12 protein-coding genes are annotated in these 13,826 nt (G+C 43.9%); 2 read left to right on the top strand and 10 right to left on the bottom strand.

Going from position 1 to position 13,826, the window contains the following annotated elements; all coding sequences use genetic code 11:
* Window positions 1-82: 82 nt before the first annotated feature.
* From RBI_RS11435 to RBI_RS14845, 8 genes are all read right to left on the bottom strand, one after another.
* Complete coding sequence (locus RBI_RS11435) at window positions 83-1,180, bottom strand: DHHW family protein (protein WP_041337275.1); 1,098 nt, start codon at window positions 1,178-1,180, stop codon at window positions 83-85.
* Window positions 1,181-1,200: 20 nt separating this feature from the next.
* Window positions 1,201-2,589, bottom strand: coding sequence for an MBOAT family O-acyltransferase (locus tag RBI_RS11430; RefSeq protein ID WP_041337273.1), 1,389 nt, complete (start codon window positions 2,587-2,589; stop codon window positions 1,201-1,203).
* Complete coding sequence (locus tag RBI_RS11425) at window positions 2,582-3,205, bottom strand: toprim domain-containing protein (protein WP_041337272.1); 624 nt, start codon at window positions 3,203-3,205, stop codon at window positions 2,582-2,584. Before RBI_RS11425 ends, RBI_RS11430 begins: the two co-directional genes overlap by 8 nt.
* A gap of 3 nt (window positions 3,206-3,208) precedes the next feature.
* A complete protein-coding gene (gene holA, locus RBI_RS11420; protein ID WP_041337271.1) occupies window positions 3,209-4,267 on the bottom strand; it encodes a DNA polymerase III subunit delta in 1,059 nt (352 codons plus the stop codon).
* Window positions 4,236-6,236 (bottom strand): ComEC/Rec2 family competence protein, encoded by a 2,001-nt coding sequence (locus RBI_RS11415; protein WP_041337269.1) that lies wholly within the window; start codon window positions 6,234-6,236, stop codon window positions 4,236-4,238. Before RBI_RS11415 ends, holA begins: the two co-directional genes overlap by 32 nt.
* A 60-nt stretch (window positions 6,237-6,296) precedes the next feature.
* Entirely contained in the window at window positions 6,297-6,638 is a 342-nt protein-coding gene (locus RBI_RS11410; RefSeq protein WP_022286776.1) for a histidine triad nucleotide-binding protein, read from the bottom strand.
* A 62-nt stretch (window positions 6,639-6,700) separates the two neighbouring features.
* Window positions 6,701-9,358 carry an alanine--tRNA ligase gene (alaS, locus tag RBI_RS11405; protein ID WP_041337268.1) on the bottom strand — a complete coding sequence of 886 codons (2,658 nt, stop codon included), beginning with the start codon at window positions 9,356-9,358 and terminating at the stop codon, window positions 6,701-6,703.
* Window positions 9,359-9,412: 54 nt separating this feature from the next.
* Entirely contained in the window at window positions 9,413-9,685 is a 273-nt protein-coding gene (locus tag RBI_RS14845) for a hypothetical protein (protein ID WP_147338633.1), read from the bottom strand.
* A 26-nt stretch (window positions 9,686-9,711) separates the two neighbouring features.
* Here RBI_RS14845 and RBI_RS11400 point away from each other — a divergent pair, with 26 nt between their 5' ends.
* Both RBI_RS11400 and RBI_RS11395 read left to right on the top strand, forming a co-directional pair.
* Window positions 9,712-10,563, top strand: a complete 852-nt coding sequence (locus RBI_RS11400; RefSeq protein WP_242843704.1) for a putative RNA methyltransferase — start codon at window positions 9,712-9,714, stop codon at window positions 10,561-10,563.
* Window positions 10,564-10,566: 3 nt separating this feature from the next.
* Window positions 10,567-11,535, top strand: coding sequence for a glycoside hydrolase family 113 (locus RBI_RS11395; protein ID WP_051706874.1), 969 nt, complete (start codon window positions 10,567-10,569; stop codon window positions 11,533-11,535).
* 186 nt (window positions 11,536-11,721) lie between these two features.
* Here the strand turns inward: RBI_RS11395 and RBI_RS11390 are convergent, their stop codons facing one another.
* Together RBI_RS11390 and RBI_RS11385 are read right to left on the bottom strand one after the other, a co-directional pair.
* Window positions 11,722-12,168, bottom strand: a complete 447-nt coding sequence (locus tag RBI_RS11390; RefSeq protein WP_242843703.1) for a putative ABC transporter permease — start codon at window positions 12,166-12,168, stop codon at window positions 11,722-11,724.
* A 151-nt stretch (window positions 12,169-12,319) separates the two neighbouring features.
* Entirely contained in the window at window positions 12,320-13,564 is a 1,245-nt protein-coding gene (locus tag RBI_RS11385; protein ID WP_022286771.1) for an adenosylhomocysteinase, read from the bottom strand.
* Window positions 13,565-13,826 lie beyond the last annotated feature (262 nt).

The following is a 13,826-nucleotide window of genomic DNA, read 5'->3' as shown; positions in this document are numbered from 1 at the left end:
ATACATTATGCCGCACATTCCTTGTACGGCATTTTCTTTATTATATCACATCTGTTCCATTTTTTCAAGTACATAGCCCATATTATTTGAGCAAATCAAAATTTGTTTCATCTGCAAACTGGTCGCAGTCATACATAAATAATATCTGGTCATATGCACTCGTATCTGCCACGTCAGAAAGGGTCTTGCCCTCCTCTTTGAGCTTGTCAGGATCTACCAAGGTTATCTCGCTGTAGTGTGGGGTAAGAAACGGCACAAGGGTATTGGCATAGCTTCCTTTGATGATAAGAAGCTTTGGTGCGTCCTCTGCAGTTGTCTTGACCGTTGCCTTAGTAAAGTTGTCACCTTGCAGGAAGATAGCCGTTTTATCTGCTGTTTTCAGTGCAGATCTAAAATAAACAGATTTTGAGGTAAGCACCTGATCTCCTCTGTAAAGCTCCACAGAATCAACAGTAGTTTTATACTTTGAACGGAAGATGTTCACTCTGTCTGCGCCTATGCTGTTATAGCAAAGTTCACTGTAAAGTCCTCCATAATAAGAATTTGAGGTATATTCTTGATCGTAATTGGACAGAACGACCGGCTCAAAACCCAGCTCTTTTATGCCGTCTGCATAGGCAAAATACGCCCCGAAGGAAGTCCACTTTCTATCTGTACGATAGTAAACGTAATTATTTCTTGCAGAATACATAGGAAAAAATGTATCTATAGTGTCTATCCTGCTGTCTAGGTCATAATAGATATTATCTATCATTTCACGCTGGTCTGTGTTTGAAGTATAAGCAGGCAGCTTAGCAGAATAGATACCTGCGGCAGTCGGAGCTAACATAACATATACAGGTGTATCTGTGTTTTCTGAAAATTCATTTATCTGCGAGATATTTTTATCAAGCCTGTCCTTATCAAAATCTGTGATCTCTACAAGACGATTTTTAAGGATATAGATATTATCAAAATTTTTCTTACCAGTCATCACAAACATGGTCGTTCTGAGCGACTTCCAATTTGAGCTTAGAGGAAAATTACTGCTAACATAGGTCTGAACGTTATGTCTTATATCTGAACTGTCTGCCTTTTCACTTTCAGATCCATGTCTGCCCATCACGAGAGTATATGCCGCAAACATTATGACTATTACAAAAAATGCGCTTACTGCGATATAATCAGCAGCCTTTTTCATTAATGTTCACTCCTCCCATTTTATCTCACGAATAAATTCATAGACGAATTACCTCCGCCCACAAGAAACGCTGTACTGATAAGCAGAAATCCTATAGTGAGCATTGGCTCGATTATGTAAACTATATTAGTATTGAGCTGCATTATCCTGCGTTTGAGATATCTGCCGATACCTGTTGCAAAAAAGCCGCAGATAAGATACATCACAACTCCTGTTTTTATCACATACGATGCTAGAACATCTCCTGCAAAGCTTCCCCCGCCGAACATTGCGGCAACATATCCGCAGGCTGAAGGCAGGCTGTCTATCGCAAGAAACGGCAGACCTATAAGAAACAGAACATTCATCACCGCACATCTTACCCATGTCGGCACAGCCGCAAGAATATTTTTCAAGAGATATTCTATTCCAAGCATAACACAAATAAACGCTGCCCACAGCATTGTGTGTCTGCCGTAGCCATACCAAACCGAGCCTGCAAGCACAGACAGTATCAATGCCCAAAGGCAAACGCTGTCTTTACTTCTACATATAGGTCTGTAGAAATAATCTCTCACCCAACTATAAAAGGTGCAGGCAAATCGTTTTATAAGCTCATTGAAGCCTGCTGACATAAACGGCAGATCAAAGTTATCAGGAAGTTCAAAGCCGAGCATTGAACCAATACCCTGTGCAATATGCGAATAAGCTCTAAGCTCATAGTAGAACGCAAAGGAGAAAGCTATTATCCCAAGCCATGCGCAAGCGGCGGAGAGCGAATCTGCACTTACTCCCCTTATGTGCTGCCACATCTCATACATAGGATCCGACAGAAAAAGCTTCTCCGCAAAGCCTATAAGCATAAGCTTTATGCCCTCTGCAAGCTTTCCAGAGGTTATGACAGGTTTTCTAAGCTGTTCGCTTATATCCGAAAATCTGAGTATCGGTCCACAGTAAAAGCATGGGAAAAAGCATATATATTGAGATACCAAAAGAAAATTCTTCTCAGGCTCTATTTCTTCCCTATAAATATCCATGCAGTAGGAAATGCCATGGAGAGTGAAAACGCCCGCTCCCCACACAGGGAAAAGCTTTAGCATTGCGCCTTTGCCTGTGAATATAGACGTCACGTCATAGCTGCTGTGACCGCTTCTTATGAATACAAGAAGCACTGCCATATTTGCTACCACCGATAATATGAGCCATAGCCTTTTAAGTCCTTTTTTGTCTGCAAAGCGGTGGATAAGCCTGCCGCAAAAGTATGATACAACAGCACACACCACCATTGGTATTATCCCCCATGTGGACACCCACAGACACAGCACAACTGTTCCAAGCAGGAACACGGCTTTTCTGAAACGCACCCCTGACAAAGCGTATACTCCCATAAAAACAGGAAGAAAGAAATATAAAAATTCAAGACTAACCAACGCTATTCTCCTTGTCTTTATTGTTTTCTGAGGTCAATTCCTCTATGAGTGCTTGCAAGCTTTCTTTATCGAGCATTGTGTTCACCACTTCAAGCAGCGCATTTGCAGTGAGCTTTTTGGGCAGCGACAGCTTTTCGCACACAAGCTGTCTGAGCCTGCTGCTGTCAGGTCTGCCGCTTAGACCCAGCTCATAAAAGTCAAGCTTGGTCATGAGTTCTCTGTCTGCGACCTTTTCGCCTATAATGCCTGCTTTTTCAAAGGCTTCCCTGATAATATCCGCAGGAACGCCCTCGACCCCTAACAAGCCCTCTTTTGACGGCTCTGTTTTGCGCTTTTCTTTGCCGAATATCTCAGGAACATACACGTTCACGATATCGCCTTTGGGGACGATACCCTTTATATGCCCTCTTATGCGAAAGCCAGCCGTGTCGGAATCAGTAAGAATGGCTATTCCACCATGCTGAGCATAGTATCTTATAAGCGCTGCCTTGTCAGGGTCTTTATAGATACGAAAGCCGTTAGTGACGATTATAACGCCTTCAACTATGGACGAAAGCTTTATCTTATCATATTTTCCCTCAACGATTATTGCCCTTGATATTTTAAGTTTTTCCATTTACTAACACCTTAACGCCATTGACCTTGCAAGCCCCTGCTCGAGGGTGAGCATATCTCCGTCTTTTCCCCGTGACCTTGTTTTGAGCATAAGGTCAGTTTCAGAAAGTATCTCAAGCGTTTTTCTTATACGCTCCGCCGAGATATTTCCGCACTCGGAATAGGCGTTTTTTACTGCAAACTCTCTATTTTTCGCATAGGAAAAATCTTTAGCCACGTCTGCAACGCTCCTGCCAGAGGAACGTGCAAGCTTTGCCCTATAGATATCCGCAAGGGAAAAGCCGATTATTCCTATTATAGCATATGGTTCATAATTCTGCACATCGAGTTCACGCAAACGTGTGAAGACCATTGCCGCATTGCCTCTGAGGATATTTATTGCAAGAGAATATCCGTCCGACTCGATACGCCTGATACAAAGCAAGTCGATATCCTCTCTTGTTACCTCCCTGCCCTCTGCATAAGCCGAAAGCTTTTCAAGCTCCTTGCTGATAAATGCAGTGTCGCACAAACAGAGGTTTGCAAGATACTCTGCGTTGCTTTTTGTTATGGTACAGCCGCTTTTTGCAAGATAGGTGGATATAGACTTTCCAAGGTCGGAAGCCCTTTTGTATTCAAAGTTGCAGACAGTGCCATGCTTTTCGCAGAAATCTGCAAAGCGCTTGTTTTTGTCTGTAAGATACTTTTTGTTCTTGAAAAGGTCAACTCCTGTGGCATAGATTATCACTGTGGTAGTTTCGCCAAGAGAGCCCAGGATCTTTTTCAGGTCGTCCAGATCGTCCTTAGTCACTGCGTCTATATTAAGGTCGTTTATAGTCACCACCACACGTTCAGCCATAAAAGGCAGAGCTTCGCAAGCGTCTGTAAGCATTGGAAAATCAAGATTTTTGCCGTCAAGCTTATGAAAGTTCATGACCTGAGCGTCAGCAGGGCAAAGCTTGTTCACAAGCCTTTTTGTAAAGCTTTCAAGTGCCGCTGTATCATGTCCGTAAAAATAATAAAGGCTGTCGATATCATTCTCTCTTATCGTTTTACCAAGAGCCGAAGCCGTAAGCAAAGCCATAGTCCGTCCTCCTTATCTGCGAATTTTTCATATCTATCATCAATGGGTATTCTTCATCTGTTGTGTCAAGGTTTCTGCTGTTTATGGTGACAGAACCTTTTTCTATAGTGACCACACAGCCCTCGGTGGTAATTTTATAGCCGTCCTCCAGTGCTTCTATCTTAACACCGTTCCAATCAAGCTGTGCGCCTGTCATGAACGGCAGTTCACTGTCATTATCAGGCTCGCCATTTATATAAAATCTGTCAGGTCGTATAGTCATCTGCTCGTTATATTTCGTTATAGTGTAATACTGTTCGCTTTCTATAAATGCGCCCTTTAGCTCTTTTATGCCGTAAAGCTCCAAAAAGCTTTCCATACCGCTGTTTAGCTTGCCCTTACTACCGATATCGAAAACCATACCTTTTGTTTTATCATACAGCACAGCCTGCACTGCATTTCCTTTTGGCATTACAACTATCTTTACCGAGCCTCCAAAAGCAAGAGAAAAATTATACACCGCTGTCCAACATACAAGCATTAGAGCAGTGCAAAAAGCCCCAAGCTTTACTGACTTTCTCAGAAACATGACCGCCACAGGCACAAGGCAGGTAACGAGCATTACAATACCAAGTGGTCTTACTCCACGAGGAAGATAGGCAAAGCTGAATTTTGAAAACAGCTCAGCAAGAAACAGAACAACTTTCAGAAGATACTTTACCACCGTCAGCACAGGATAGGCTATTATTGCCGCACCGCCTGTTACCGCAGTTATTACCGTCAGACCCAGAGCAAGGGTACACACAGGCACCAGCAGGATATTTGATAGTGGTGCAACAAGAGATATCTCACTGAAAAACATTAGCTGAACAGGCATTGTGCAAAGAAGTATCGTCACCGCTGTGACTATTTCACGCTCAATGTTGCCAAGAATATCCCTGCGCTTTACCATCGTCACCGCTTTCGGGCATACAACGCTTATAACAAACGCAGCTGTGAATGACAGCAGAAACGAACTGTCCGCCGCCGCATAGGGCGAAAGAGTGAGTATTACAACAGCGCAAAGGCAGAGAGTATTTGCAGGGTCTGGTCTGCGGTAAAGGAGCGGTGCGGCAGTGACCAAGGTCAGCATAACAGCCGCCCTCACAACGGATACTGAAAATCCTGCAAAGACCGCAAACGCCCACATTGCCACAGTTTGGACGGCAAATATCACACGCTTATCCTTGCTTAGTTTCTGCATTAGCCAGCCTATCATGGCACTTATTATGACCACATGAGTTCCCGACACGGAAAATATATGACCTATGCCACTACGATAGACCGTGAGCTTCGTTTGCTTTGAAAGCTCAGTTTTATCTCCGCAGAGCATTGCAGCGGCAAAACCACCCTCATCTCCGCCTATGATATCGTTTATCAACATGAACATCTTGTCACGATAGTGCATTATACTGCGTAAAATGGTGTTTCCGCCGCCTGTGACTTCTATGCTTTCAGCGGTCGAGCCTTTGAGAAAAACGCCTTTAGGTCTGTTATACTGTTCTGATTTGAAATTGATGCTGTCTTTTATCCTGCTGACCTTTACTGTCGCCACGATATTGTCATAGTAATCATATTCAATGTCATCTGCATAAAAGGTCAGCCTGCCTTTTACTCCCCCAACAGTACCATTGACACTTAGTCGACAGGTGTCAGAGCCTATATAGCTTATGTCGGTTATCTCGCCTTTAACTGTGACGGTCTTTCCGTCTAAAGCTGTCAGTTTATCATAGAAAATGTGAGTATAAGCGGTATTGACTCCCACCGCTATCAGGAACGAAACAAAGCAGAGAGCTATATGCTTTCGGTATCTCTTAAAAAGCGCAAAGGCTGTAATGGCTACACACGCTGACGCAAGTGCGAAAACTGCATTGTTCCTGCCCCAGCCAATGGTACATAGAAAAAGTCCTGCAAAATACGAAAAGCCGATATAACAGCTTTTTCTCACCACTGCCGCCGTCCCCCTTAAAACTAAGGGCGGATAAGAAATTTACCCGCCCGTTTGATTTCTTTAACCGGCTGGCCAAGCAAGTGGTCTGCCTGCAAGAAGATGAAAATGAATGTGGAAAACACTCTGTCCTGCCTGCTCGCCGCAGTTGGAAACAACTCTGAAACCGTCCTTAAGGTCGAGGTCTTTGGCAAGCTTTGCGATAACTTCATAGATATGTGCGATAACTGCACTGTTCTCAGGGGTTATTTCGTCAAGCTTTGAAATATGCTGCTTAGGGATAACAAGATAATGAATCGGAGCTGTAGGAGCAATGTCCTCAAAAACGTATGTCAGCTCGTCCTCGTATATTTTCTTTGAAGGTATTTCCCCGGAAATAATTTTACAAAAAAGACAATCTTCCATTTATCTCTCCGCCTTTCAAAAAGGGGTAGGCTGCACAGCATTTTGCACAGCCTTTGCCCATATTATTTTACAAATTCGCCAACTATTTCGTTTACCTTGTCAAGTGCCTCGTCTATCTTAAATCTGTCACCAATACCAGCCATAGCAGAGTCAGGACGTCCGCCGCCCTTACCGCCTGTGAGTGCGGCTACCTTGCCTGCTATCTTTCCTGCGTGTGCACCCTTTGCCACAGCATTCTTGCCGCAAACTACAACAAGGTTTGCCTTTTCACCGTCAACGCCTGCAACAACTGCAACTGCGTCAGCTTCTCTTGCTTTAAGCTCGTCGCCCATTTTTCTGAGCATATCAGGTCTTGTGTTGGTGAGCATTGCAGTAACTACCTTAACGCCGTTGACCTCATATGGGTTATCGAACAGCGACTTTGTTTTGAGATTTGTTATCTCTGCCTGCAAAGCGTCTCTTTCCTTTTCAAGGTCCTTGACTTCCTGCATGATAGTGTGGCATCTCTTTACAATGTCCAGTGGATTTGCAAGCTTAAGGCTTTCAGCCGCCTGCTGGATAGTTGCGGCTCTTTCCTCAACAAGCTCCAGAACGCCTCTGCCTGTTACGGCTTCGATACGTCTTACGCCTGATGCTACAGAGCTTTCGGAGATTATCTTGAACAGACCTATTCTTGAAGTATTGTCAAGATGTGTACCGCCACAGAACTCGATAGAAGCTGTTTCGTCACAGTCACCCATTGTTACTACCCTTACAGTTTCGCCGTATTTCTCACCGAACAGAGCCATAGCGCCAAGCTTCTGAGCTTCTGCGATAGGCATTTCTTCCATTTTTATATCAAGAGCTTCAAGGATATACTTGTTTACAAGTGCTTCGACCTTGAGCTTCTCCTCTGCTGTCATTGCGTTGAAGTGAGAGAAGTCAAATCTAAGTCTGTGGGCGTCAACGAGCTGACCTGCCTGATGAACGTGCTCACCGAGAACTTTTCTCAGTGCAGCCTGAAGCAGATGTGCGCAGCTATGGTTTCTCATAACAGCATAACGTGTCTTTCTGTCAACAGTGAAGTGAGCCTTCTGACCTACAGCTATCTCGCCCTCTTCAACAACTGCCTTATGAGCGAACTTGCCTGCAACGACCTTCTGTGTGTCAACGACTCTGCACTTACCGCTTTCTGTAACGATAGTACCGATATCGCCCACCTGTCCGCCGCTCTCTGCATAGAATGGCGTCTGTGAAGATACGATATATACTTCATCGCCAGCCTTTGCGTTTTCGATAAGCTCATCATCAGTTGTGATGAATGATATCTCGCTGTCGCCCTCGAGCTTGTCATAGCCGATAAACTCAGTGTGGAAATCCTTGTCTATCTTATGGAAAACAGTTTCATCAGCACCCATATACTTTGTTGCAGCATGAGCGTTCTTGGCTGTTTCTCTCTGCTTTGCATAGCACTCAGCAAAGCCCTCCTCATCACAGGTCATGCCCTTTTCTTCAAGGATCTCTCTTGTAAGATCGATAGGGAAACCGTATGTGTCGGAAAGCTTGAAGCAGCTCTCACCGTCAAGCTCCGTCTTGCCGTCTTTCTGCATCTGTGCGATAAGATCGTCAAGTATCTTCATACCTCTGTCGATAGTGGCATTGAAGTTCTGCTCCTCAGTTGTGAGCACCTTTACGATATAGTCATACTTTTCTTCAAGCTCGTTATACTCACACTTGTTGCAGTCAACAACAGTTTTTACAAGGTCTTTGAGGAAAAGTCCGTTTATACCGAGAAGCTTTCCGTGACGAACGGCTCTTCTGAGCAAACGTCTCATAACGTATCCTCTGCCCTCGTTTGACGGCAAAATTCCGTCTGATGCCATGAATGTTACAGAACGGATATGGTCTGTGATAACTCTGATAGAAACGTCCTTTTTGTACTCCTTGCCGTACTCACAGCCTGCTATCTTACAAACATGATCTCTGATAGCCTTTACTGTATCAACGTCAAAGATAGAGTCAACGTCCTGCATGATAGAAGCAAGTCTTTCAAGACCCATACCTGTGTCGATATTTTTCTGCTTGAGCGGAGTATAAGTGCCGTCCTCATGTCTTTCAAACTGTGTGAACACAAGGTTCCAGAACTCCATGTATCTGTCGCAGTCGCAGCCGACCTTACAATCAGGCTTGCCACAGCCATATTTCTCTCCTCTGTCGAAATAGATCTCTGAACATGGACCGCAAGGGCCGTCTGTTCCTGCCTCCCAGAAGTTGTCTTCCTTGCCCATTCTTACGATATGATCCATTGGAACGCCGGCGTCCTCATGCCATATCTTCTCAGCCTCGTCATCGTCCTCATAAACAGAAATATAAAGTCTGTCCTTTGGCAGTTTGAGTACCTGTGTAACATACTCCCAAGCCCATGCAATGGCTTCTTTCTTGAAGTAATCACCGAATGAGAAGTTACCAAGCATTTCAAAATATGTGCCATGTCTTGCCGTCTTACCAACGTTTTCAATATCGCCAGTTCTGATACACTTCTGACAAGTTGTCATTCTTGTTCTAGGAGGTGTTTCCTGACCTGTGAAGTAAGGCTTCAGAGGCGCCATACCTGCAACGATAAGCAGCAGGCTGTTATCGTTCTGAGGTACTAGAGGGTAGCTCTTGTGTCTTAAGCAGCCCTTGCTCTCAAAAAATTTTAGATAAGATTCACGCAGTTCGTTAAGTCCTGTCCATTCCATAAATTCAGATCCTTCCAAATGAAATTATTCGCAAAATAAAAAAACGGCTCGTCCCTAAACATGGGACGAAACCGACAGTTCCGTGTTACCACCCAAATTGCCGAACTCATCGCCCGACCACTCGAAGCCCTTTAACGCAGAGCATACGTTGCTGTTTTCAGCACCGCTCAGGTTAGCCACCGAACTTGCCGCAAAGGCTTTCACCCACCGCCTTTTCTCTTTACCGACACTGTTTCGGATAATTCCGTCACCGCATTTTGCATATATTGATATTATAAAGCATAAGCCGACGATTGTCAAGCACTTTTTTATTAATAAAATATCCATTGCTAAAAGCAGAGGGAAATGCTATAATGTTCAGGGTGATTTATATGTATGTTTGTCCGATATGCAAAAAACGGCTCAGAAAGCTTGACAACGTATGGCACTGTCAGAATGGTCACAGCTTTGATATTGCGAGAAAAGGATATGTAAATCTGCTTACCACAAAGGGCAGAAACCCTAAGAACGCAGGGGATAATGCGGAAATGGTAAATGCGAGAACGGATTTCCTCGACCGTAACTATTATCTGCCGCTTGCGAAGAAAACAGCTGAGGTAATGGGCGGTCTGCTTGAAAATGTGAAACAGCCTTATATTATCGACAGTGGCTGCGGTGAGGGCTTTTACACTGTGAACTATGCCAAGGCACTGCCAAAGGCGAAGTTTTACGGCATTGACATATCAAAGGCGGCAGTTGCCCACTGCATGACGAGGATACATTGCGGGAATATCACAAATTGCGAATTTGCAGTGGCATCGTCATTTCAGCTTCCGTTTATAGACAAATTTGCAGACCTTATCGTATGTACATTTGCACCTGTTTCAAATGACGAATACGCAAGGGTGCTGAAAGACGGCGGAAAGCTTGTGGTAGTTTCTCCGTCCCCAAGGCATCTGTTTGAGCTTAAAGAAGTGCTTTATGAGAAGCCTTACGAAAACAAGCCCAATGTATACGGACTTAATAAATTTGACGAGTCAGAGGAGATGATTTTTGAATACCCTGTGGTGCTTGAAAGCCAGGAGGATATTTTAAATCTTTTTACAATGACTCCGTATTACTACAAAACATCTGCCGAGGCAGTGGAAAAGCTTAAAAAGGTGAACAGGCTTGAACTTACCTGTGGCTTTTCTATCAGGACATTTACGAAAAAGAGAGGTTTTTGATACATGAATAAAGATATTTTCTGCAAAGGATATACTTGGGGATTTTTCTCCAAGAGAGGTGATTTTCAGACGGAAGCGGCAGAAAAGTCAATGGAAAGGCTTGCTTCAAACGGCTTGAACTGGATATGTATCCCTGTAAACGCATTGCAGGAGAGCTTTGCAAGCACAAGGGTTTTCAGTGATTATGAGAGAACACAATCTGACGAAGACATTGCCTTCGCTATAAAAAAAGCAAAGTCACTGGGACTTAAAGTCTGCCTTAAGCCTATGGTGGATTGCCTTGACCATTCATGGCGTGCAAGGATAGACTTCCCGCCTGAGAACCCTGAATATTGGGACAAGTGGTTCAGATCATACACAGCTTTCATGCTTCACCATGCAAAGCTTGCAGAAAAACTCGGTTGTGAAATGCTCTGCACAGGCTGTGAAATGGCAGGAATGGACAAGCAGTCTGACAGATGCAGAAAGCTTATTGCACAGGTGAGAGAGGTCTACAGCGGTATCGTTATGCACAACATCAATCACGGCGACGAACAGCGTTTCGATTGGCTCAGCGACGTGGATATCATTGGCATCTCAGGCTACTACCCTGTTACAGACGGCGTGAACAGGGACAAGAAACATATGCTCAGTCGCTGGAACGAAGTTGTCGGCTCACTTGAAAAGGCTCACAAGCATTTCAACAAGCCTATAATGTTCGCTGAGATAGGTGTGCGAAACGAGGAGGGCTGCACGCAGTACCCTTGGGATTTCCATGACAGGCTCGACAAGCCACTTGACGAGCAGGAACAGGCAGATTTCTATGACACAGCCATGGAAGCAACTTGGGATCTTGACTGGTTCTGCGGTTACTTCTGGTGGGATTGGAAAGCTATCCTGCCGCCAATAGAGAAAGCCAAGAAAAACCGTGACTTCACAGTTTACGGCAAGCTTGGCGAAGAAGTGCTGAAAAAGTGGTACACAAAAGATTGATATGTACAAAAATATGGACTGTTTATCATTGGATAGACAGTCCGTTTGTTTTTATATGCGTTGGTGAATGACGGGCGAATGTAAGCGTGTTGCCGTCCCCTATATTTACAATTTTTGCGTATGGGCGATCTGAGGTCGCCAGTTAATTATATTTTTACATACTGAGCAGTACAAATAATCGTACTCTTATCCAACCGCCGCAGGTATTTTTTCTTTCCCTCGTTTAACAATGACAGGGTATTCCTTGAAAATATGTCTGCGTAAAAAATTATCCGCAAGCACACCAATATAGGATAACCCAAACCACAGAAAAGCAAATGGCAGGCATATCTGTCCGTCAAAATTCAGCGGCACTTCCTCATAGCTCCATATGCCCATGCCGAGATAGCGGTTGAGATACTCCCCTGCAAGAAATTCTATGGCAGTGATAAATGCTGCCGACACTGCAAGCACAGACAGCAGGCTCACTCCTCGCCTGCGCTCGCCATTCATGATATGGATAACCAGCATTGAAGTTCCCCCAAGCACCCCCATTGTGATATGAGAATATCCTCTGTTAAGTATTTCCATGAAGCCGTAGCATATTGCACCCACTGAAAAAAGCGTAAGTATCTTATACATCTTTGCCGACACATTCTCACCGCCCTGTTTTTTATCGCCCTAATATTAAAATGTACAGAAATCAGTGATTTAAAACCTTGAAGACAAAATAAATTTATGGCAATTTCAAGATACAAAAAACGGACAACCCAAGCTGTCCGTTTTATTGTACTAATATGATATTTTATACCTGCCAGCTGTTAAGATATTTCTCCTGCTCAGGTGTAAGCTTATCTATCTCAAGCTCCCAGAATTTAAGCTTTCTGTTTGCAACTTCCTTGTCTATCTCATCAGGAACATAAACTATCTTGTCTGTAAGCTTGTCTTTGTTTTTAACAAGATAAGCCGCAGAAAGGGCTTGGATAGCAAAGGACATATCCATTATCTCGGCAGGGTGACCGTCGCCTGCGGCAAGGTTTACAAGTCTGCCCTCGCCGATAACATACAACCAATTACCGTTTGGAAGCTTATAACCGTCAATATTGTTTCTTGCAAGCTTGCTTTCAACAGACAGCTTTTTAAGTCCAGCCACGTCTACCTCGCAATCAAAGTGACCTGCGTTACAGAGTATAGCACCATCTTTCATGTTCATGAAAGCTTTCTCAGTAATAACGTCCTTACAGCCTGTTACAGTAACAAAGAAGTCGCCCACCTTAGCGGCGTCAACCATTTTCATTACCTTGAAGCCGTCCATAACAGCCTCCATAGCCTTTATTGGGTCGACTTCGCAGACGATAACGCTTGCACCAAGGCCCTTTGCTCTCATTGCAACGCCCTTGCCACACCAGCCGTAGCCTGCAACAACAACGTTCTTGCCTGCAACGATAAGGTTAGTTGTTCTGTTTATTCCGTCCCATACAGACTGACCTGTGCCGTATCTGTTATCAAAAAGATACTTGCACTTTGCATTGTTTACAAGCATCATAGGGAATTTGAGCTGACCGTCCTTGTTCATTGCAATAAGACGGATAATGCCCGTAGTAGTTTCCTCACAACCACCGATAACGTTCGGTATCAGCTCAGGGTATTCATTGTGGATAAGGTTTACAAGGTCGCCGCCGTCATCTATAATAATGTTTGGACCTACCTTAACTACCTCGGATATATGTCTGTGATACTCCTCGTCAGTTGCGCCATGCCATGCAAAAACGTTCAAGCCGTCATGCACAAGACCTGCCGCAACATCGTCCTGAGTAGACAGCGGATTGCTTCCTGTGATGTACATTTCAGCACCGCCTGCTGCAAGGACTTTGCAAAGATAAGCGGTCTTAGCTTCAAGGTGGATAGAAAGTGCAACTTTCAGCCCCTTAAAAGGCTGATCTCTCTTGAAATCTTCCTCAACGCTTCTGAGCAATGACATATTCTGTCTTACCCATTCTATCTTTCTTTTACCGCTTTCCCACAAGCTTTCATCTCTTATTTCGCTCATTTTATCAATTCCTTTCGGTTTATTATTCGATCAATATTATAATTATACCCTATTTCTCCCCGTTTGGCAAGAGGTCAAAAGCAATTCATTATACTTCGCAAATTTACAGCACGTTCATAAAATTAAATTAAACAATTTCTTGACAAAAAAACAAGGTAAGCGTATAATAATATTATGTGTGCGAATAGTAAAAACGTGCATAAATCATGATTTTTAAGGAGTGTGTACAAATGGACGACGCCAGTCAGAATACGATCGCCCC

Origin of the sequence: Ruminococcus bicirculans (ex Wegman et al. 2014) (assembly GCF_000723465.1) — a bacterium.
GTDB lineage: Bacteria > Bacillota > Clostridia > Oscillospirales > Ruminococcaceae > Hominimerdicola > Hominimerdicola aceti.
The sequence above is the reverse complement of the archived record's forward strand: the minus strand, read 5'-3'. Positions and strand labels throughout refer to the sequence as shown.